The sequence below is a fragment of the Nocardioides asiaticus genome (assembly GCF_040049175.1).
GTDB lineage: Bacteria > Actinomycetota > Actinomycetes > Propionibacteriales > Nocardioidaceae > Nocardioides > Nocardioides cheoyonin.
In genome coordinates this window covers 648,567-667,190 of sequence record NZ_JBDZDM010000002.1, presented here as the reverse complement: position 1 = coordinate 667,190, position 18,624 = coordinate 648,567, and the positions used below count along the sequence as shown (strand labels likewise).

Below are 18,624 nucleotides of genomic sequence, written 5' to 3'. Positions count from 1 at the left end.
ACCGCCCGACGACTCGAATTGGGGGGACTAGTTGCCACGCGGTGTTGACTGAACTCTACTCAATTGTCGGGATCTGCACAGCAAAACGCCTATATACGTCTGGACCGGTTCCCACGCGTGCCGCGGCGCGCTGGGCGACCCGCCTGAGCGGGCTTTGAGCCTGCGCGGGGGCGCAGCGCCGCGTGCGCGCGCGAGCGACCTGACCGATTCGCCTGACGTATGCCGGGAGAGGGCCTACTCTCCTTGCCAAGACTTGACTGGACAGGCGAGGGAGCAAGACATGATGCGACGCACGAAGACGATGGTGGCCGCGGTGGCCGTGGCAGTGGCCGCGACCCTGGCGATCGGTACGGTCAGCCCGGCGGGCGCCGTGGTGGTCAGGGAGTCGACGTCACACAGCTGGTGCTGCTGACCTGCTGCTGACCGCAGCGATCGACGGAAGACGACGCAGCCCGGTCGACGCCGCCGCACTGCGGTAGGCGTCGCGGGCTGCGTCGTACTCACCGATCTGCTCCAGCATGTCGGCGAGCTCGTACCACAGCTGCCCCGCAGCACGGTCGGCGCCGAGGCCGGAGAGAAGTACGACGGCCTGCTGGTACGCCGTGCGCGCGAGCTCCGGCTCGTGGACGGCGATGTGGGCCTGACCCTGGAGGCAGCGCGCCTCAGCGGCGAGCAGCGGGAGCCGGTCCCCGAGCCGCTCCCCGACCTGCTCGGCCAGGTCGCGCGCGGCGGTGATGTCGCCGCCGAGCAGCTGCGCGCGGGCGAGGGCGAGGTCGGTCCGAGCGGCGTCGGCGGGGCTGGCGCTGGACCAGGAGGACTCCTCGGCGGCGCGCTCGAGATTGCGGCGCGCCTCCTCGACCTGCGGCGGGTCGAGCTGGAGCTGGAGGATGCCGAGCTCGAGCTGGAGCCGGCCGAGGTTGCGGCTCGCCTCGCTCTCGCGGAGCAGCGTGAGCGCGCGCTCGGCGAGCTCGACGGCGTTGCCGACCGAGCCGGTCTCGGCCTCGACGATGCTGGCGTTCCAGTACGCCGAGGCGCGGGCCCGCGGCGAGGCCAGCCGCTCCGCGCGCTCGACGGCCCGCCGGCAGACCCTGACGGCCTGGCCGGTGTCGCCGCGCTCGAAGTGGGCGGCGGCGACGGTGACGGCGAGCTGCACGGCCTCGTCGGTGTCCTCGAAGGTGGAGCCGGCCAGCTCGCGGAGGAGCTGCTCACCGACGTCGACGGAGCGGGCGAGGTCGCCTGACTCGCGGTAGCAGCGGCTCAGCGCGACCGCGGCCTCGAGGCGGAGCGTGGAGTGCTCGAGCTCGGCGACGAGCGCCTCGAGCTCGAGGATCGCGTCGTTGACGCGGCCGAGCGCCTCGGCGGCCCGGGCGCCGACGTACCTCGCCCGCGTGCGCAGCGCCGCCAGACCGGGTGACGTCGCCTGCGCGACCACCTGGGCGGCGCGGGTCGAGGCCTCCTCGGCCCCGCCCGACTCCAGCGCGAGCTCCGCGAAGTCGAGGCCGAGCCGCAGCTCGTCGTACTCCCTCGTGCTGATGCCCAGCAGCAGGTCGTCGATCCCGACGCCGAGGCGCTCGGCCAGCCGCGCGAGCACGTCCGCACTGGGCCGCCGCTGTCCGCCCTCGATGCGGGAGACGTAGCCGACGGTGATGTCGGGTCCGCCCAGCGCCGCCTGGGAGAGTCCCAGGGCCTTGCGCTGCGCGGCGATACGACGGCCCAGGTCGACGAGGTCGACCGTCCTCAACAGCTCTGCGTGCGTGGCATCCACGCGCCTCAGTGTGAACGAGCGGGCGATTCCTGTCAGAGAAGTCGGACAAACTTGTCGATGGACCTAGACAACCCGCCGTCCGCACGCGGGAGAACCGCCGAGACAGGCGTACGCCGAGCGCCCGCCGACACCGTGCGAGGCGGGCAACTCCGGTCAACAGCCTCTGTCACATACCTACGGATCCTGTGAAATCCCTTTGTCTTAGCAACGGATTCCATTGGATTCTTTTCCAATTTCTCGGGATTTCGAGCAAGAAGTGCTTAGGCTCCCTGTCAGGCGGCCGACGGTTGATCGCACCACGGGGACGGTGCGGCCGGCGGACGACACAACGCCTGGGATGCAGTAGGTGAGGACATGGGTCATGGGGGACTGCCCATAGGGGAGGGACGAGGAGTGGCCGGCGCGGCGCCGGTGGCCGTGGGGGGACCGGACAGGTCCGGACCATCGCCCGCGCCGGTCCTCTTCGTCATCGGGACCAGACCGGAGGCGATCAAGATGCTGCCGGTCATCCTGGCCTTCCAGGAGCGCCCGGGGATGCGGCCGGTCGTGGTCTCGACCGGCCAGCACCCGGAGCTTGTCCGCGAGGTCCTGGGCGCCGGCGGCCTGACGCCGGACGTGGAGTTCGGCGTACCGCTGGCCGGGCGCAGCCTCAACGAGCTGACCGCGCACGTGACGACGGCGATGGAGGCGTACGTCCGCGAGACGTACGGCATCGACCCGTCGGTCGCGGGCTACCCGGTCGCGACGTTCGTGCACGGCGACACGACGACGGCCGCGGCGGCCGCGCTGGCCAGCTTCCACCTGCGGATCCCGGTCGCCCACGTCGAGGCGGGGCTGCGGACCCACGACACGGGGTCGCCGTTCCCCGAGGAGCTGAACCGCCAGCTCATCGGCCGGATCGCCACCATCCACTTCGCGCCGACGACCCGCAACCTGGAGAACCTCATCCGCGAGGGCGTCGCCGCCTCGCAGGTGTACGTCACCGGCAACACCGCGATCGACGCGCTGCTGTGGGCGCGGAGCCTGCACGTGCCGTACGACCAGCCCGCTCTCGCCTCGCTCGAGGACGACGACGAGACCCGGGTCGTGACCATCACCGCCCACCGCCGGGAGAGCTGGGGCGAGGGCCTGCGCGGCATCGCCACCGCCGTACGCCGGCTGGCGCTGCGCTACCCGGACACGCGGTTCGTCCTGCCGGTGCACCCGAACCCCGTCGTACGCGACACGCTGCTCGGCGAGCTCGCCGGCCAGGCGAACGTGCTGCTGGCCGAGCCGATGGGGTACGCCGCGTTCGCCCGGCTGCTGGCGCGCTCCACCGTGGTGATCACCGACTCCGGCGGGATCCAGGAGGAGGCGCCCGCGCTCGGCGTACCCGTCGTCGTGACCCGCGAGGTCACCGAGCGGCAGGAGGGCGTCGTCGCGGGCACGCTGGAGCTCGTCGGCACCGACCCGGACAGGATCGTGGCGGCCGTACGCCGGCTCCTCGACGACCCGGCCGAGCACGCCCGCCGCTCCCGGCTGCCCAACCCGTACGGCGACGGCCGGGCCGCCCGCCGGATCGCGCTGGCCAGCGAGACGTTCGCGTTCGGTACGCCGGTGGCGTACGCCGACCCCCGGGCCGTGCCGGCATGAGCACCGACGCCGCCTGGTGGGACCTGCCGTCGGGGATGCCGACCTGGCTGCAGGCGCTGTTCTGGCTGGCGTTCGCGGCGATGGTGCTCACCTGCGCCCAGACGGTCGCGATCGCGGTCGCCGCGGTGCTCGGCCGGCGCGCGCAGCGGCGGCCCGCACAGCCGCGGCCGGCTGCCGTGAGCGCCGAGAGCGACTTCCTGTGGGTCTTCCTGGTGCCCGCGCTCAATGAGGAGGTCACGATCGCCGACAGCGTGGCCCGGCTGCAGCGCATCCGCGCCACGCACAAGGTGATGCTGGTGATCGACGACGGCTCCGACGACGGGACCGCCGCCGTCCTGGCCGGCATCGACGACCCGGCCCTGCGCGTGCTCACCCGGCACCTGCCGGAGGCACGCCGGGGCAAGGCGGCGGCGCTGAACGCCGGCTACGCCCACGTGCGCGACCGGCTCCTGAGCGACCCGGCGTACGCCGGGTTCGACCCCACCCGCACCGTGGTGGCGGTCGTGGACGCCGACGGGCGGCTCGACGAAGACGGTCCGGCGGTCCTCGCCGCACACTTCGCCGACCCGGCCGTCGGTGGCGTCCAGGTGCTCGTCCGCATCTACAACCGGACCTGCGCGCTGACCCGGGTCCAGGACCTCGAGTTCGGCGTCTTCGGCCACCTGATGCAGGCCGGGCGGGCGCGCTGGGGCTCGGCCAACATGGGCGGCAACGGCCAGTTCAACCGGCTCGCGGCGCTGGAGAGCGTCCGCGCCGCCGACGGCCCGTGGCGCGACCGGCTCACCGAGGACCAGGATCTCGGCGTACGCCTCGTCCAGCGCGGCTGGCGCGGCGTCCAGGAGAACCGGGTGAGCGTCCACCAGCAGGGGCTGACGTCGCTGCGACGGCTCTACCGCCAGCGCACCCGCTGGGCGCAGGGCGCCTGGCAGGCGCTCGCGCTCATGCCGCGGGTCGGCGCGATGCCGCATCCGCGCCGCGCGCGGCTCGACGCCGTCGTCTACCTCGCCTCGCCCGTGCTCCAGCTCGTCGTCGCCGTCGAGCTGCTGCTGGCCGCGGCGTACGACGTCGCCTCCGGCACCGACCCGTTCACGAGCCACGCGGCGCCGCTCCTCGTGCTCCTGCTGCCGGCGGCGGTGGCGTTCGTGCCCGCCCTGGTGATCGCCGGGGTGAGCCGGGCGGGCTCCACCGGGCGGCTGCCGGTCTCGCTGGGCAGCGGGCTGCTCTATCCGCTCTACACCTGGCTGCTGCTGCCGACCCTGCTGCTCGCGCTCGCGCGCCAGCTCAGCGGCGCGACGTCGTGGGCGAAGACGGCCCGGGAGCCGCTGGGTGCGACGCAGGCGTGACCGGTCAGGCCGGGCGCTCGCGCTCGTACGCCGCCTCGAGCCGGTCGGTCGGCTCGACGCGGTCGAGCAGCTGCTCCCGCAGGCGGCGTACGTCGGCGTGCAGCTCGGCCGCGGTGAGGAGGTAGGCGCCCTCGTCCGGGGTGTCGCGGCCCGCGACGCGGTGCCAGGCGTAGGTGTGGACGGCGTCCTCGTAGTCGGTCAGCAGCGTGCACATGGCCGGTGCCACCGGCACTGCCGGTGCCGTCGGCAGGCGCCACGGGCGCACGTGGCCGCCCGGCTGCGCACCGGGGCCGGCGCCGAGCTCCGGCCCCGCGAGGGCAGCGCGTGATCCGTGCCGACAACCGGCTCGCCACGCGAGTCCGACGGCGACGGCCGAGACGAGGAGGAGGACCGCCAGAGTGTGCGGGGACACACCCAGAACGGTAGTCGCGCCAGCGCGGTGGTAAAGACCACCGAAGGGTCACTTGCCATAGTCACATCGGGCCAACCCGAGGAGGCCCCACCACGGGCCCGTGCAACCCCGGATTACGGTTGACCCCGATGTCCGACGACTACTGCGAGCTGTGCGACCTCCCGAAGTCGCAGTGCATCCACGGCCGGCCGCCCGAGCCGCCGCCGGCCCCGGCGAAGAAGGCCCCGCCGAAGCCCAGGGCCAAGCCCAAGAAGACCACGACCCCGCGCGCGAGCAAGGCCGCCGTCACCTCCCGGCCGGTGCAGCGCCGCTGGACCCCGCCCGAGGCGCTCAAGCCGGCGATCCTCGTGACGCTGCAGGGCGCGGGCGGCGAGATGGAGTCCGAGGAGCTGTTCACCGAGCTGGAGGCCATGCTCGAGGAGCGGCTCCTGCCCGGTGACCGGGAGCTGACGCCGGAGGGCGAGCCGCGGTGGCGGTACGCCGCCCGCCGGGCGCGCCAGTCGCTCATCGCCGAGGGGCTCATGACCAAGGGCGCACCGGGCGTGTGGCGGCTCGCCGACCGCTCCGGTCGCTGACCCTGTCTGGTCCACGCAACTCCACGCAACCCGCGTACCCCCTCCCCCGTCTACTAGGTTGACCGCACGGGACGCCCGACGTCCCTGGATTGGGGGATCCGATGCACCGCACCGCGCTCGTACGCCTCGCCGGCGGCCTCCTCGCCGCCGGCGTACCCGTCTCCGGACTCGTCCTCACCTCGCCCGCGGTGGAGGCCGACACGCCCGGCTGCGCAGCGATCTGGGAGTACAAGAAGGTCACCATCGGCATGCACAAGTGGAAGGTCCACAAGATCTTCGACACGGCCGGATGGTTCGAGGACGGCTTCGCCGGCGGCTACACGCGCGGCTACAAGTCCTGCGACGGCGACCACGTGGCGTACGTCAGCTACGAGGTCGACAAGCAGGACGTCGCCACCGTCATCGAAAAGCGCTGGGTCGCGACCGGCACCAACGCCTAGCATCGGCGAGCGTGTCCCGGCTCGACGTCGACGCCGTCGTCTTCGATGTGCTCGGGACGATGGTCGACGAGCCCGGCGGCATCGAGCGCGGGGTCCGCGCCCTCGTCCCGGGCCGCGACGACCCCTGTGTCGGCGAGCTCGTCCGGACCTGGCGGGCGTACGTCGACGAGCAGCAGCGCGAGATCCTCGCCGGCCGACGGCCGTACGCCACCAGCACCGTCGTCGACACCGAGGCCGCGCGCTGTGTCGCCGCCGCAGCGGGAGTGGAGGACGCCGACGCGGTCCGCGCGCTCGCGGCCGAGGCGCGGCGGCTCGAGCCCTGGCCGGACTCGATCCGCGGGCTCGACCGGATCGCCTCCCACCGGTGGGTCGCCGGGCTGTCCAACGCGAGCAGGTCGGCCCTCATCCAGCTCAGCGCGTACGCCGGGCTGCGCTGGCACCGGATGCTCTCGGCGGAGGACGCGCGCAGCTACAAGCCGCGCCCCGAGGTCTACCGGCTCGCGGTCGCCGACGCCGGCGTCTCCCCCGACCGGCTGCTCATGGTCGCCGCCCACGCGTGGGACCTGCGCGGCGCCCAGGCGGTCGGCATGCGGACGGCGTACGTCGTACGCCCCGTCGGCGATCCGCCGCGGGCGACCGACGCGTTCGACGTGTACGCCGAGGGTCTCGACGACCTCGCGCTCCAGCTCGAGGCGGCCTGAAGGACGGGTGCCTAGCTGCCCGACCGCAGGTGGGAGCCGGCGGGCAGGTGCGCGTCTAGCGCGCGCAGCCGCTGCCGGGCGATCCGCTCGAGCTGGCCCGGATGGGCCCTCGGGGCGCCGCCGAGGTCGCGGTGGCACTTGCTGACGGTGACCATGATCAGCGCGGGCCGGAGCCGGTGCCCGAACTCGCCGACCAGCTCGGCCACCACCTCGGAGATCGAGCCGGAGACCGGAGCGGACGCCGAGCCGCGCGCGTCGATCACGTACTCCTCCCGTCCGAGCCTGGCCACGGGCGGCCGGGCGCCGCCGCAGGGAGCTCCACCGTCGCAGCGCGGCCTGGGTGCCCGCTGTGAGTCAGGTGGGAGATCCCTTATCGCCCGGGCAGCCACCGGGCGGCGGCGTCGTACGTCGTGTCCGGGCGGTCGTTGAAGGCGATCGCGGCGTCGGGCGCGTGCCGGCGTACGAGGTTGACCACCAGCTCGAGCAGCTCGACCTGGTCGTCGGAGTGCCGCAGGCCGCCGCCGATGGTGACGCAGTCCCAGGGGCCGGCCCGGAGCGCGTCGGTCACCACCGCCTCGATGTCGTCGCTGCCGTCGAGCCCGACGAGGCAGCTCTCGGCGTACACCCCGTGCTCCGCGAACCTCGCCATCCCCGCTCCGATCGCCTCGACGACCGGTTCGGGGTCCCACGGCCCCGGCACCCGGCGCGGGTCGAGCCCGACGACGAGGACGCGGGGCGGGGCGGCGGGGTCCACGAAGGCGACGGTATCCCCGGCTACGGCGCCGGCTCGACCGCCTGGGCCGGCGCCTGCGTCGGCGCCTCGTCGGCGCGCGGTGCCGGCACGGACGCGGTGAGCGTGCTGACGTCCTGCTTCGGCTGGTCCTTGGTGGGGTCGATGAAGGGCTTGGGTACGACGGTCGCGGTGACCCGCTCACGCCCCGTGTCGACCTCGATCTCGGTGCCGAGCTCGGTGAGCCCGACGGGCAGCATGGCGTAGCCGATGTTCTTCTCCAGCCGCGGCGAGTAGCAGGCGGAGGTGACCTCGCCGACCCGCTCGCCGGCGTACGACGCGGGCATCACGTCGATCATCGAGCCGTCGTTGAAGGTGCCGAGCCGCTCACCGCCGATCTCGATCCCGGCCAGCATCCGGTGCGGGCCCTCGGCCTTGATCCGGGTCAGCGCCTCCTTGCCGACGAAGTCGGCGTCCTGGTCGAGGCTCACCATCCAGTCGTAGCCCATGCCGACCTCGTACGGGTTCGTGTCGAAGGTGATGTCGCACCCGTGCGCCAGGATGCCCGCCTCGATGCGGCGGATGTGGCAGGGACCGATGACCGCGAGGTCGTGCGCCCGGCCGGCCTCCCAGACCGTGTCCCAGAGGCGTACGCCGTCGCGGCTGGCGTTGCGCACGTAGATCTCGTAGCCGACCTCCGCGGTGTAGCCCGTCCGCGAGACGACGAGCTGCATGCCGTCGAGCTCGTACTCGCGCAGGTAGTAGTACGGGACGTCGAGCACGGACTCGCCGAACACGTCGCGCATCACCGCCGCCGACTTCGGGCCCTGGATCTGCACCGGGCCGACGTCGGCCTCGCGGATCCGCACGTCCATCCCGGAGTGCAGCGCGACCCCGCGCGCCCAGAGCAGGATGTCGCTGTCGGCCAACGACAGCCAGAAGTGGTTCTCCCCCAGCCGGAGCAGCACCGGGTCGTTGAGGATGCCGCCGTCGTTGTCGGTCAGGAAGACGTACTTGCACTGCCCCACCCGGCACTTCGTCAGGTCGCGCGTCACGAGCATGTTGGTGAACTCGAACGCGTCCGGGCCGGTGATCTCCACCTGCCGCTCGACGCCGACGTCCCACATCGTGACGCCGTTGAGCAGCTCCCAGTACTCCGCCACCGGGTCCCCGTAGTGACGCGGGTGGTAGGTGCGGTTGTAGACGCTGTACATCGCGACCCCGTGGCGCCTCGACGCGTAGAAGAACGGGGACTTGCGGATCCGGGGGTAGAGCAGGATTTCTGGGTTCTCGGGCATTCGTCGCCTCCAGGCGCCAACCACTTTGTCGGACCCGACCTGCCTAGCACTGTGTTGCGGGTCACGCAATAGGTTGCACAACGCGCAACAGGCGTACGACGGATCCGCCGGCGGCGGGAGCCAGACGCAGCGCGGTCGACCTCAGCGCCGACCCGGGCCGGTCAGGGCCAGGACAGCGGGGACGAGGCCGGGGAACTTGGTGTCGAAGTCCTCGCGCAGGGACACATAGCAGCGGGTGCCTTCCATGCGGGTCTTGGTGAGCCCCGCCTCGCGAAGCGTCTTCATGTGCTGGCTGAGGGTCGACTTGCTGACCCCGACCTCGAACTCCCCCCACCCGCGCTCGGAGCCATCCGCCAGTGTCGTGACGATCCGCAGTCGGACGGGGTCGCTCAGCGCCTTCAACGCTCTGGCCAGCGTCAGGTCCTCCAGCGCCGGATGGTGGGGTTGTCGCACGGCCGCCATTCTCCTAATTTGTTCGTTGTTCGCCAAACAACGAACAAGGTGAGGAAGTGGCATGCGGCGGGTCTTCTTGCTTGCTGTGGGAACGTTTGCGCTCGGGCTGGACGCCTACGTGCTCACCGGGCTCCTTCCCGGCATCGGATCGTCCTTCGGCACCTCACCGGCCGCGGCGGGCCAGGTGGTCACGGGGTTCACCGTCGCCTACGCACTCGGCTCACCGGTTCTGTCGGTCCTGTCCGCACGAGCGAGCCGGCGTACGGTCCTGTTGGTCGCGCTGGGGATCTTCGCCGCCGCCAATCTGGCCAGCGCCGCGGCACCGGACCTGTGGGTGCTGATCTCCGCTCGCGTCGTCGCCGGTGCCGGCGCCGGGCTCTACGCCCCGTCGGCCGCTGCCGCCGCTACCGGACTGGTTGCTCGCGAGCAGCGCGGACGCGCGTTGGCGGTCGTGCTCGGCGGGCTGACCATCGCGACCGTGCTCGGCGTACCCGTCGGGCTGCTGCTGGGTGTCCACGTCGGCTGGCGAGCCACCTTGCTGCTCGTCGCCGCGCTCGCCCTGGCCGCCGGGGCCGGCATTGCCGTCCTCCTGCCCCCGATCACTGCACCGCCACCACCGGGGCTGCGGGAGCGCTTCGCCGCACTGGGCGATCGGTTCGTGCTCGGCCGCGTCACGGTCATGCTCGTCCTCGGCATCGCCAACCTCGGCCTGTACACCTACCTCGCCACGGTTCTGCACCACAGCGCACAGGTCACGACCGGGCAGCTGCCGCTCTACCTGCTCGTCTGGGGAGTCGGCGGCGGCGTGGGCAACACCCTGATCGGTTGGCTGCTCGACCAGGGGCGCGACGCCGGCCAGCTGCTCACCATCACCATCTGCCTGCTCGCCGTTGCGCTCTGCCTCATCCCGGTCCTCGCCACCGGGCCCGTCGGCGTCGCGCTGGTGCTGTTCGCCTGGGGCTTCGCCGCATGGTCACTGCAAGTGCCGCTCCAGTACCAGCTGACCACGACCGTTCCCGAACACGCCGCCACGGCGGTCGCCCTCCTCGCCTCTGCCGTCTACCTGGGCAGCGCGATCGGCTCGGCTGGAAACGGCATCCTGCTGGACGCCACGAGCACCGCGGTACTTCCGCTCGCCGCCGGTGCACTGGCACTCGTCGCGCTCGGGCTGAACCAGGTGACCGCCCACCGCGTCGAGGTCAGCGAGCGGCGGGCCACGGGGTCGCTGCGATGAGGGCGACGGACTCCCTGACGCTGTTCAGCGCCGCCGCCCTCTCGTGGTCGCTCAGGTGCGCCGGCCCGTAGGTGACCACGGGATCGAGGACCTGGTAGCCGACGAACTCGAGCATCCCGCGATGGATGTGGCGCAGGAACTCCTCCATCGAGCCGAAGACGCCGCCGGGCCGGAAGGAGTCCCTGGAGCCCCCGGTCGTGAACAGCAGCATCGCCCGCTTGCCGGCCAGCGCCGCGTCGCCGAAGAGTCCGTAGTTGCCACCGAAGACCGCGCCCATCACGAAGACCCGGTCCACCCAGCCCTTGAGGATGGCGGGCAGCGAGAACCACCACATCGGGAACGACAGCACGAGCAGGTCTGCGGCGAGCAGCCGATCGAGGTGGGCCCTGACGCTCGCGTCGAGCGTCCCGTCCTCGACCGCACGCTGCTGCGCGGCCTGCGGCTTGAAGTGGCCTTCGGTCGGAGCGAACTCGTCGCGAGCGAGGGTCGGGACCCACTCCTCGGCATAGAGGTCGAGGACGTCGACGCGGTATCCGGCATCGCGGAGAGCCTCGGCTGCGGTGGTCATCTGGGCCGTGCTGAACGAGTGCGGCTCAGGGTGAGCGTGGACAATCAGGGCGGTGGGCATCGACATGTACGAGATCATATCGACATATTGCGATCCGTAAATCAGATGGTGGTGCCGATCTGTCCCGCCAGCTGCTCGACACGCTCCTCGTCGCGCCGGTAGTGCGTCCACTTGCCCACCCGGGTGGAGCGGACGAGCCCCGCCCGCTCGAGCGTGCTCATGTAGCTGGACACGGTCGACTGCGCGAGGCCGGACTTGGCCTGGATGTGCGTCACGCACACGCCGACCGACCGGCGGTCCGCGATCGCGGCGTAGTCGCCGAAGTGGGCGTCGGGGTCCTTCAGCCACTGCATGATCTGCAGGCGGGCGGGGTTGCCGAGAGCCTTGAACACCTCGATCAGGTCGTCCGAGTCCGATCGTGCCGTCGCGGCCATGGGCATCCTCTCGCCGTACGCTCCGACACACCACGATATCTCGATCGATTGGCCCGTTCTGCACCACTGGTCACTAGTTATCCACGGATTCGTCGGAGTCGGCTTTGACCTGCGGAAACACCTTGCTGCGAGCCTCGTGTCACGGTATTATCGATCACGTGATCGACAGCGCTATCCCCGACGCGACCGGCGCCACCGCGGCCGCCGGCGTGTTCGCCGGTGCGCTGTCGGGTGACCTGTCGGAGGAGCGGATCGCCGAGCTGTCCGAGCAGCAGCTGGTCGACCTGATCACCGCCTGCGAAGACGCCAAGTGCCGGCTCGAGGCCGCCCAGGCCACCGCCGCGGTCGCCCTCGACACCGCCACCCGCACGCGTCACCGGGAGCAGGGCGTGCCAGCCCGCCGCATCGGTGAGGGCGTGGCCGCCCAGATCGGCCTGGCCCGTCGCATCTCCCCGCACAAGGCCTCCCGGCTGCTCGGTCTGGCCACCATCCTGACCCGCGAGATGCCCGCCACCCTCGCCCTGATGCGCGCCGGGCGGCTCTCGGAGTGGCGGGCCACCATCCTGGCCCGCGAGACCGCCTGCCTCGACCTCGAGCACCGCCGCCGGGTCGACCTCGAGCTGGCCGGCACCGGCCGCGCCGCCGAGCTCGGCGACCGCGAGCTCGAGGCCACCGCCAAGAAGCTCGCCTACACCCTCGACGCCCACGCCGTCGTCGCCCGGGCCGCCCGGGCCGAGACCGAGCGGAGTGTCACCATCCGGCCCGCCCCCGACCTGATGAGCTACGTGACCGCGCTGCTCCCGATGAAGCAGGGCGTCGCCGTCTACGCCGCCCTCAAGGCGGTCGCCGACACCGCTTCCGCCACCGGCCACACCGGGGGTGCCGGGGACGACCGGTCGCGCGGCCAGGTCATGGCCGACACCCTCGTCGAACGTGTCACCGGCCGCGCCGCGGGCGCCCCGGCCCGGATCGACCTGCGGCTGGTGATGACCGACCGCGCCCTGCTCGCCCCCGACGGCCCCGGCGGCGACGCACCCGCCCTGGTCCCCGGCTACGGGCCGGTCCCCGCCGAGTGGGCCCGCACCGCGGTCACCCGCGCCCTCACCGACACCCTCACCGAGGCGCAGGTGTTCCTCAAGAGGCTCTTCACCCACCCTCTCAGCGGACAGCTGGTCGCGATGGACTCCCGCTCCCGCACCGCGCCGGCCGGACTGGCCGAGTTCATCACCCTGCGCGACGGCGGCATCTGCCGCAACCCGCACTGCGGTGCCCCGATCCGGCACCTCGACCACATCCAGCGGTATGCCGACGGCGGCCCCACCTCGGCCGCCAACCTCCAAGGCCTGTGCGAGCGCTGCAACCAGGCCAAGGAGGCCCCCGGCTGGCAGGCCAGACCCGGCCCCGACGGCAGCATCACGATCACCACCGCCACCGGGCACACCTACCGCAGCAGACCACCCGATCCCTGGCCCACCACCCGGCCACTGGTCAACCTCGTCCTCGCGAACGACTACGCCCTCACGGCCTGACTGCCGATGGCTCTCGGCGTTCCCGCACCCCCGCGGCATCGCCTAGCATCCCAAGTCGTGCCTGCCTACGTGATCTCCGAAGTGCGCATCCGCGATGAACGCCTGGCCGACACGTACATGAAGCTGGCCGCAGCATCCATCGCGAGGCACGGCGGGCGCTACATCGTCCGGGGCGCCGAACCGCTCCGGCTCGAGAGCTGGTATGCATCAGACGACTACGCCGAGGCGCTGAGCATTCGCGAGGACGCGCTCGACCGCCGACTCCTGTTCGTCCCCGGCATCGCCGGGGCCTGACAGTGGCGTTCGCGCGAGCTTGCCGATTCATGCGCGCCCTCCTGGGCCTGCGTCACTGCCCCAATCCCACGGGTTCACGCATCGAACGCCCACCCGCTCGAAGTGCCTCGTGTTCCGAGTCGCGATGGTCATCTCCGAGGCCTGCGCGATCGCAGCGATGAGCGCGTCGTCGTACGGCGCGTGCTCGGGCACGCGGTACGCAGCAAGGATCCGCGCGGCGGCCAGGTCGAACGGCAGCACCCGGCCGGCGAAGGCGGGCAGGACGTGGTCATCAAACCACCTCCGGAGGATCTCTCCCTGGTCGGGATCGGTTCGCTCCTTGGCGACCACGCCGCGCTCGATCTCGGCGATGGTCAACGCCGTCACGAACTGGTCGGCCGCGGGGACGGAGACCGCCCAGGCTTCGACGGACGGGTGGCGTCCTCGCACACGCAGCGCGGACACCACATTGGTGTCCAACACGTACCTCACAACTCAGGGGCCCCGCCGGCCAGCCCCAGGCGCTCCGGCTCGAACTCGATGTCGGCGCCCTCCTCAGTGCTGAGCAGCTCGACGATCGAGACGGGCTCGCGCCCGAGCGCTTCGGTGAGGATCTGACGCGCTTCCGCCTCGACGGACCGCCGATGACTCTCAGCGCGTGCCCGTAGTGCGGCCTTGGTCCCTGCCGGAAGGTTCCGGATCAGAATCTGCTCCATGACGACTACCTCCGATATCTAGTCACGATATCACCGGGTATCGGCGCGCCGTCGAGGGCGGCGTGAAGTTCCGCGAGTGGTGGTTCATCCATCCACGTGAGTACTTCAGCGAGACCGCGGCCGCCACCCGTGCCGCATTCGGGCGTTAGGTCGTGAATGCCGCTTGACCCTGACGCAGCGTCAGGGTCCGAGCATGGCGCCATGAACGCAAGAGAACCAGCGATACAGGTGACACACCTGACCAAGTCGTACGCCGGAACCCCGGTGCTGAAGGGCCTGGACCTGACCGTCCCGGAGGGCAGCGTGTACGCCCTGCTGGGCCCGAACGGAGCGGGCAAGACGACGACGGTGAACATCTGCTCCACCCTCCTGACGGCCGACGGCGGGGAGGTGAGAGTCGCCGGCCACGACGTACGCCGCGAGCCCGACGACGTGCGGGCGCGGATCGGCGTCACGGGACAGTTCTCCGCGATCGACCAGTTCATGACGGGTCGGGAGAACCTCCGGCTGATGGCCGACCTGGCGCACCTCGACCGACGCCGCGCGAGGGAGACCACCGAGACGCTGCTGGAGCGGTTCGACCTGGGCGACGCGGCGGACCGCCGGGCGATGGCGTACTCCGGCGGCATGAAGCGCCGCCTCGACCTCGCGATGACGCTGGTCGGCGGGCCCCGCGTGATCTTCCTCGACGAGCCGTCGACGGGCCTGGACCCGCGCAGCCGCCGGGAGCTGTGGCGGATCGTGCGCGAGCAGGTCGCCGAGGGCGTGACGGTGCTGCTGACGACCCAGAACCTCGACGAGGCCGACGAGCTCGCCGACAGGGTCGGCGTGCTCGACGGCGGGCGGCTGGTCGCCGAGGGCACCCCGGCCGAGCTGAAGCGCCGGGTGCCCGGCGGGGCCGCCAGCCTCGACGACGTCTTCCTCACCCTGACCGGCCACACGACCGAGGACACCACGACCGAGAAGGACTCCGTCGCATGAGCTCGTACGCCATCCGCGACTCGCTGACGATGCTCCGCCGCAACCTGCTGCACGTGACGCGCTACCCGTCGGCGACGATCATGCTGGTCGGGATGCCGCTGATCTTCCTGCTGCTGTTCGTCTACGTCTTCGGCGGGACCCTGGGCGCCGGTCTCCCCGGCGCGGAGGACGGCGGCACCCGCGCCGACTACCTGGCCTACGTCGCGCCCGGGATCCTGGTCGCGACCGCGGCCAGCATCTCGATCGGGACGGCGCTGTCGGTCTCGATGGACATGACCGACGGGATCATCGCCCGCTTCCGCACGATGGCCATCGCCCGGGTCTCGGTGCTGACCGGTCACGTGCTGGGCGCGATCGTCTACACCCTGGTCGCGGTCGCGCTGATCTTCGGCGTCGCGGTCGCGATGGGCTACCGCCCGCACGCGAGCGCCGTCGACGTCCTCGCGGCGGTCGGGCTGGTGGTGCTCGTCGCGCTGGCGTTCACCTGGCTGGCGGTGGCGCTCGGCCTGGTCTCGCCCGACCCGGAGACGGCGAGCAACGTGATGAACCTGCTGCCGCTGCTGCCGTTCGTCAGCTCCGGCTTCGTGCCCACCGGCGGCATGCCGGGCGGCGTACGCCAGTTCGCCGAGCACCAGCCGTTCACGCCGATCATCGACACCCTGCGGGCCCTCCTGGACGGCCGCTCCCCCGGCACGGAGGTGTGGTGGGCGATCGGCTGGTGCGTGCTCGTCGGCGTACTCGGCTATCTGTGGGCCCGCCGCCTCTACCGCCGCGTGCCGAAGACCAGGGCACGCTAGTCCCGTGCTCACGATCGGCCAGCTGGCGGCGTACGCCGGCGTCACGGTGCGCACGGTCCGGCACTACCACGCGAAGGGGCTGCTGCCGGAGCCGGAGCGCGATCATTCCGGCTACCGGCGGTACGACGCGCTTGCGGTCGCCGAGCTGATCAAGATCCGGACCCTCGCCGAGGCCGGCGTACCCCTCGCCCGGGTGCGGGAGCTGCTGGCCGCCGGCGAGGAGGAGTTCGCCGCGGCGGTCGCCGAGATCGACCGGCGGCTGCGCGCCGAGATCCGGGAGCGGCAGCGCCACCGGGAGCGGATCGCGCAGCTGGCGGCCGGAGACAGCCTGGCGCTGCCGCCGGAGGCGGTCGCGTACCTCGACCGGCTGCGCGACCTCGGCGTCCCCGAGCGGATGGTCGCGGCCGAGCGGGACAGCTGGGTCCTGATCGCCGCCCAGCAACCCGAGCACATGCCGCTCTACATGCGGATCAAGGACCGCCAGCTCGACGACCCGGTGAGCGTGAGGGTCTACCACGAGCTCGACGCGGCGATCGACTGCGAGCCCGACGACCCGAGCCTGGTCGCGCTCGTGGACGAGATGGTGCGCCAGCTCGAGGCGATCTCCCCGGAGGAGTGGGAGGGGAACGCCGAGATCCCCGACGACCTCGCCGAGCTGCTCGACTCGGTGTTCCTCGACTCGGTCCCGGCCGCGCCGCGCATCCTCGCGCTGCTCGAGGAGCGCGGCTGGACGGGCTGGACGAAGCTCGAGCCGCTACGCGCCCATCAGCCCGCGCCGCACACGGCCCGGGTGGCGTCGAGAAGCTCCTGAGCGGCGGCGAGCGTGTCCCGGAGCTCGTCCGCGGAGCGCCCGACGTGTCCGCAGGTCCGCTGGGCGCGCTCGCCGAAATCGGCCGGCGCCCGCGGGAGGCGGCCGGCGGAGGCGATCGCGCCCTTCTCGTTGAGCAGCCAGCGGCCGGCGTCGGCGTGGAGGGCGTGCGCACACAGGAGTACGACGCGGAAGAGGCAGCCGGCGACGTACGCACTGTCCTCGCGGGTCACCGCCTTCCGGGCGATGCCGAGCGAGAACGTGGCCTCCCGGAGCCGGCCGACGACCGCCTGCCGCAGCAGCGGCGGGTAGTCGCGCGCCGCCTCCTGGAGCTGCCCGAGCTCGCCCGACGGATCGGCGAGGATGCGGGCGAGGGCGACCTCGCCGGCGTACGCGAAGTCGGGCACGCCCAGCGGGTGCCCGACCTGGAAGTGGAAGGTGAACCTGCCCTGCTCGGCGTCGCGCCAGCTGGCGTGCATGCGGTCGAGGTCGCGGTAGATCCAGTCCACGTCGGTGCCCTCGATTTGCAGCCAGCCGCCTCCGTCGACCCACGGCCCCCACTCGCCGGGCCGGGTCACGGCAGCGCCCTCGCCGGCCACCTCGCGGGCGAGCCGCCCGAGCGCCTCGACGTCCAGCGGCGGGCGGTAGTACAGCCCCAGGTCGACGTCGGACTCCGGCGTCTGCTCCCCGCGGGCGCGGCTGCCGCCCAGGGTCACCGCCTCGATCCCGCCGATCTCGACGAGCCGGCCGGCCAGCTCCTGCAACGCCGCATCGCTGATCACCGGCTCATCCTCGTCCGTGCGTACGCCGCTCGTCACCCGCGCAGCGCCCAGGAGGGCCCGACGTGTGACATCACCTGACACGTTCCGGATATGTGTTAGGTACTTCCGGATTTCTTAACACGTTTCTCTGACGTGGACCTCGAAAGCGTAGGCCGGCCGCTTGTGCGCCTCATCCCTGTCGGGCACCGCCGGGCTGAGGCACGAGGCAGGGCAGCGGCGTGGCGCCCTCGGGGAGCTCGTTAAAGAGCGCACGGCCATACGGGCTCCGACGGCGTCGCACGTCGCAACAGGATGCCGAGATCGGCGCCGCCCACCACCAGAGCGGCGCCACGACCAGGTGGTCCAACACGTGTGCGACCGCCTGCGGGGTTGGCGACGCAATGAGGCCGGAAGGAGTTCGGGCCGTTGTCCCACAGGACACACCATGACACCATGAAGTCATACCGTCCCGACTTCCCCAGATCGAGAGCAGCGCCAATGTCCAAGGACACCACCTCACTGACCGTCCGGCTCCCCACCGAGATGGCAGAAGCGCTGCGCACGTACGCGTTCGTCACTAACACGTCCGGAAACGACGTCGTCAAGCAGGCCGTGGCTGAGTTCCTTCAGGCGCACGCCCGTGCCGACATGGTCAAGGCGGCCTTCGACAAGACGCTGCGCGACCACGCGGTCGCCATCGAGAAGCTGGCCGGACTGTGATGGTCCTGTACCTGACCGCACAGGACGTCTTGTGGATGAACGGACGACTGGTCGGCCCAGACCGGTTGCGCGACTTCGGTCTTCTTGATGCCGCAGTATCCCGACCGCAGGCCTCCGCCTTCGGTGAGGACGCTTTCCCCGACATCCACACCAAGGCGGCGGCTCTGCTGCACGGGCTCGCCCGCAACCATCCGTTTGTCGACGGCAACAAGCGCACGGCTTGGGTCGCGATGTCCGTCTTCTACCAGATGAACGGATACACCACGTCCACGATCGACCAGGGAGAGATCGTCGGCCTAGTGGTCGACGTCGCAGAAGGGCAACTGGACGTCAACAGCGTTGCCGGACAACTGAAGGCATGGGTCGTCGGCATCCCGCCGGGCTTCGACCCATACGCAGACTGAGCGTGCGGCGGCTGCGTCCGGCTCCTGCGGATCGGTCATCGCTCTCCTGG

At 71.7% G+C, this 18,624-nt stretch carries 25 protein-coding genes; 14 read left to right on the top strand and 11 right to left on the bottom strand.

All coding sequences use genetic code 11. From position 1 onward, the window contains the following. Positions 1 to 280: 280 nt before the first annotated feature. On the top strand, positions 281 to 412 hold the full coding sequence (locus ABLE53_RS09035; protein WP_348858491.1) for a hypothetical protein: 132 nt from the start codon (positions 281 to 283) through the stop codon (positions 410 to 412). Here ABLE53_RS09035 and ABLE53_RS09030 read toward each other — a convergent pair. After that, entirely contained in the window at positions 392 to 1,765 is a 1,374-nt protein-coding gene (locus tag ABLE53_RS09030) for a helix-turn-helix domain-containing protein (RefSeq protein ID WP_348858490.1), read from the bottom strand. The genes ABLE53_RS09035 and ABLE53_RS09030 overlap by 21 nt on opposite strands. Before the next feature lie 354 nt (positions 1,766 to 2,119). Here ABLE53_RS09030 and wecB point away from each other — a divergent pair, with 354 nt between their 5' ends. Both wecB and ABLE53_RS09020 read left to right on the top strand, forming a co-directional pair. Beyond that, positions 2,120 to 3,397 (top strand): non-hydrolyzing UDP-N-acetylglucosamine 2-epimerase, encoded by a 1,278-nt coding sequence (gene wecB / locus ABLE53_RS09025; protein ID WP_348858488.1) that lies wholly within the window; start codon positions 2,120 to 2,122, stop codon positions 3,395 to 3,397. After that, positions 3,394 to 4,740, top strand: coding sequence for a glycosyltransferase (locus ABLE53_RS09020; RefSeq protein ID WP_348858487.1), 1,347 nt, complete (start codon positions 3,394 to 3,396; stop codon positions 4,738 to 4,740). The genes wecB and ABLE53_RS09020 overlap by 4 nt, the downstream gene beginning before the upstream one ends. 4 nt (positions 4,741 to 4,744) lie before the next feature. Here the strand turns inward: ABLE53_RS09020 and ABLE53_RS09015 are convergent, their stop codons facing one another. Further along, positions 4,745 to 5,152 (bottom strand): hypothetical protein, encoded by a 408-nt coding sequence (locus ABLE53_RS09015; protein ID WP_348858485.1) that lies wholly within the window; start codon positions 5,150 to 5,152, stop codon positions 4,745 to 4,747. Positions 5,153 to 5,280: 128 nt separating this feature from the next. Between ABLE53_RS09015 and ABLE53_RS09010 the strand changes: the two genes are divergently transcribed. From ABLE53_RS09010 to ABLE53_RS09000, 3 genes are all read left to right on the top strand, one after another. Next, entirely contained in the window at positions 5,281 to 5,727 is a 447-nt protein-coding gene (locus tag ABLE53_RS09010; RefSeq protein WP_348858484.1) for a hypothetical protein, read from the top strand. Between the two features lie 101 nt (positions 5,728 to 5,828). Then, on the top strand, positions 5,829 to 6,167 hold the full coding sequence (locus ABLE53_RS09005; RefSeq protein WP_348858482.1) for a hypothetical protein: 339 nt from the start codon (positions 5,829 to 5,831) through the stop codon (positions 6,165 to 6,167). A gap of 11 nt (positions 6,168 to 6,178) precedes the next feature. Next, positions 6,179 to 6,868 carry a haloacid dehalogenase type II gene (locus ABLE53_RS09000; RefSeq protein WP_348858481.1) on the top strand — a complete coding sequence of 230 codons (690 nt, stop codon included), beginning with the start codon at positions 6,179 to 6,181 and terminating at the stop codon, positions 6,866 to 6,868. Positions 6,869 to 6,879: 11 nt separating this feature from the next. Here ABLE53_RS09000 and ABLE53_RS08995 read toward each other — a convergent pair whose 3' ends face one another. From ABLE53_RS08995 to ABLE53_RS08980, 4 genes are all read right to left on the bottom strand, one after another. Continuing rightward, entirely contained in the window at positions 6,880 to 7,158 is a 279-nt protein-coding gene (locus ABLE53_RS08995; RefSeq protein WP_348858479.1) for a hypothetical protein, read from the bottom strand. Positions 7,159 to 7,238: 80 nt separating this feature from the next. Next, positions 7,239 to 7,622: a hypothetical protein gene (locus tag ABLE53_RS08990; RefSeq protein ID WP_348858477.1), complete on the bottom strand. Its 384-nt coding sequence runs from the start codon at positions 7,620 to 7,622 to the stop codon at positions 7,239 to 7,241. Positions 7,623 to 7,642: 20 nt separating this feature from the next. Next, entirely contained in the window at positions 7,643 to 8,896 is a 1,254-nt protein-coding gene (locus ABLE53_RS08985) for a glycine cleavage T C-terminal barrel domain-containing protein (RefSeq protein ID WP_348858475.1), read from the bottom strand. A gap of 141 nt (positions 8,897 to 9,037) precedes the next feature. After that, positions 9,038 to 9,349: an ArsR/SmtB family transcription factor gene (locus tag ABLE53_RS08980; protein WP_348858473.1), complete on the bottom strand. Its 312-nt coding sequence runs from the start codon at positions 9,347 to 9,349 to the stop codon at positions 9,038 to 9,040. 85 nt (positions 9,350 to 9,434) lie between these two features. On the opposite strand from ABLE53_RS08980, the gene ABLE53_RS08975 reads away from it, so the two are divergent. Continuing rightward, the gene (locus tag ABLE53_RS08975; RefSeq protein WP_348858472.1) at positions 9,435 to 10,583 is read left to right on the top strand and encodes an MFS transporter; all 1,149 of its coding nucleotides are present in this window, start codon (positions 9,435 to 9,437) and stop codon (positions 10,581 to 10,583) included. Here the strand turns inward: ABLE53_RS08975 and ABLE53_RS08970 are convergent. Together ABLE53_RS08970 and ABLE53_RS08965 are read right to left on the bottom strand one after the other, a co-directional pair. After that, positions 10,549 to 11,211, bottom strand: a complete 663-nt coding sequence (locus tag ABLE53_RS08970; protein WP_348858857.1) for an NAD(P)H-dependent oxidoreductase — start codon at positions 11,209 to 11,211, stop codon at positions 10,549 to 10,551. The two genes, ABLE53_RS08975 and ABLE53_RS08970, sit on opposite strands and share 35 nt — an antisense overlap. Before the next feature lie 41 nt (positions 11,212 to 11,252). After that, positions 11,253 to 11,585: an ArsR/SmtB family transcription factor gene (locus tag ABLE53_RS08965; protein ID WP_348858471.1), complete on the bottom strand. Its 333-nt coding sequence runs from the start codon at positions 11,583 to 11,585 to the stop codon at positions 11,253 to 11,255. Positions 11,586 to 11,743: 158 nt separating this feature from the next. Here ABLE53_RS08965 and ABLE53_RS08960 point away from each other — a divergent pair, with 158 nt between their 5' ends. Together ABLE53_RS08960 and ABLE53_RS08955 are read left to right on the top strand one after the other, a co-directional pair. Next, positions 11,744 to 13,114: an HNH endonuclease gene (locus tag ABLE53_RS08960; RefSeq protein ID WP_348858470.1), complete on the top strand. Its 1,371-nt coding sequence runs from the start codon at positions 11,744 to 11,746 to the stop codon at positions 13,112 to 13,114. A 57-nt stretch (positions 13,115 to 13,171) separates the two neighbouring features. Next, entirely contained in the window at positions 13,172 to 13,408 is a 237-nt protein-coding gene (locus tag ABLE53_RS08955; RefSeq protein ID WP_348858469.1) for a DUF1330 domain-containing protein, read from the top strand. Positions 13,409 to 13,435: 27 nt separating this feature from the next. Here the strand turns inward: ABLE53_RS08955 and ABLE53_RS08950 are convergent, their stop codons facing one another. Next, positions 13,436 to 13,870, bottom strand: coding sequence for a type II toxin-antitoxin system VapC family toxin (locus ABLE53_RS08950; RefSeq protein WP_348858468.1), 435 nt, complete (start codon positions 13,868 to 13,870; stop codon positions 13,436 to 13,438). Between the two features lie 5 nt (positions 13,871 to 13,875). Continuing rightward, positions 13,876 to 14,103: a FitA-like ribbon-helix-helix domain-containing protein gene (locus ABLE53_RS08945; protein ID WP_348858467.1), complete on the bottom strand. Its 228-nt coding sequence runs from the start codon at positions 14,101 to 14,103 to the stop codon at positions 13,876 to 13,878. Between the two features lie 228 nt (positions 14,104 to 14,331). Here ABLE53_RS08945 and ABLE53_RS08940 point away from each other — a divergent pair, with 228 nt between their 5' ends. From ABLE53_RS08940 to ABLE53_RS08930, 3 genes are read left to right on the top strand one after another with little or no spacing between them, the layout of a single operon-like run. Then, entirely contained in the window at positions 14,332 to 15,084 is a 753-nt protein-coding gene (locus ABLE53_RS08940) for an ABC transporter ATP-binding protein (protein ID WP_348858466.1), read from the top strand. Next, positions 15,081 to 15,881 (top strand): ABC transporter permease, encoded by an 801-nt coding sequence (locus tag ABLE53_RS08935; RefSeq protein ID WP_348858465.1) that lies wholly within the window; start codon positions 15,081 to 15,083, stop codon positions 15,879 to 15,881. Before ABLE53_RS08940 ends, ABLE53_RS08935 begins: the two co-directional genes overlap by 4 nt. 4 nt (positions 15,882 to 15,885) lie before the next feature. Then, positions 15,886 to 16,692 (top strand): MerR family transcriptional regulator, encoded by an 807-nt coding sequence (locus ABLE53_RS08930; RefSeq protein ID WP_348858464.1) that lies wholly within the window; start codon positions 15,886 to 15,888, stop codon positions 16,690 to 16,692. Here the strand turns inward: ABLE53_RS08930 and ABLE53_RS08925 are convergent. Beyond that, positions 16,647 to 17,471: a nucleotidyltransferase family protein gene (locus tag ABLE53_RS08925; protein WP_348858463.1), complete on the bottom strand. Its 825-nt coding sequence runs from the start codon at positions 17,469 to 17,471 to the stop codon at positions 16,647 to 16,649. The genes ABLE53_RS08930 and ABLE53_RS08925 overlap by 46 nt on opposite strands. Positions 17,472 to 17,948: 477 nt before the next feature. Here ABLE53_RS08925 and ABLE53_RS08920 point away from each other — a divergent pair, with 477 nt between their 5' ends. After that, positions 17,949 to 18,170, top strand: a complete 222-nt coding sequence (locus ABLE53_RS08920) for a hypothetical protein (protein WP_348858462.1) — start codon at positions 17,949 to 17,951, stop codon at positions 18,168 to 18,170. Then, positions 18,170 to 18,574, top strand: coding sequence for a type II toxin-antitoxin system death-on-curing family toxin (locus ABLE53_RS08915; protein ID WP_348858461.1), 405 nt, complete (start codon positions 18,170 to 18,172; stop codon positions 18,572 to 18,574). The genes ABLE53_RS08920 and ABLE53_RS08915 overlap by 1 nt, the downstream gene beginning before the upstream one ends. Positions 18,575 to 18,624 lie beyond the last annotated feature (50 nt).

What these genes read in the sequence shown, in the direction of transcription:
- ABLE53_RS09005 (WP_348858482.1), top strand. Translation starts at nt 5,829, where the DNA reads ATGCACCGCACCGCGCTCGTACGCCTCGCCGGCGGCCTCCTCGCCGCC.
- ABLE53_RS08965 (WP_348858471.1), bottom strand. Translation starts at nt 11,585, where the DNA reads ATGGCCGCGACGGCACGATCGGACTCGGACGACCTGATCGAGGTGTTC.
- ABLE53_RS08985 (WP_348858475.1), bottom strand. Translation starts at nt 8,896, where the DNA reads ATGCCCGAGAACCCAGAAATCCTGCTCTACCCCCGGATCCGCAAGTCC.
- ABLE53_RS09020 (WP_348858487.1), top strand. Translation starts at nt 3,394, where the DNA reads ATGAGCACCGACGCCGCCTGGTGGGACCTGCCGTCGGGGATGCCGACC.
- ABLE53_RS09035 (WP_348858491.1), top strand. Translation starts at nt 281, where the DNA reads ATGATGCGACGCACGAAGACGATGGTGGCCGCGGTGGCCGTGGCAGTG.
- ABLE53_RS09010 (WP_348858484.1), top strand. Translation starts at nt 5,281, where the DNA reads ATGTCCGACGACTACTGCGAGCTGTGCGACCTCCCGAAGTCGCAGTGC.
- ABLE53_RS08970 (WP_348858857.1), bottom strand. Translation starts at nt 11,211, where the DNA reads ATGCCCACCGCCCTGATTGTCCACGCTCACCCTGAGCCGCACTCGTTC.
- wecB (WP_348858488.1), top strand. Translation starts at nt 2,120, where the DNA reads ATGGGTCATGGGGGACTGCCCATAGGGGAGGGACGAGGAGTGGCCGGC.
- ABLE53_RS08915 (WP_348858461.1), top strand. Translation starts at nt 18,170, where the DNA reads ATGGTCCTGTACCTGACCGCACAGGACGTCTTGTGGATGAACGGACGA.
- ABLE53_RS08945 (WP_348858467.1), bottom strand. Translation starts at nt 14,103, where the DNA reads ATGGAGCAGATTCTGATCCGGAACCTTCCGGCAGGGACCAAGGCCGCA.
- ABLE53_RS08920 (WP_348858462.1), top strand. Translation starts at nt 17,949, where the DNA reads ATGTCCAAGGACACCACCTCACTGACCGTCCGGCTCCCCACCGAGATG.
- ABLE53_RS08935 (WP_348858465.1), top strand. Translation starts at nt 15,081, where the DNA reads ATGAGCTCGTACGCCATCCGCGACTCGCTGACGATGCTCCGCCGCAAC.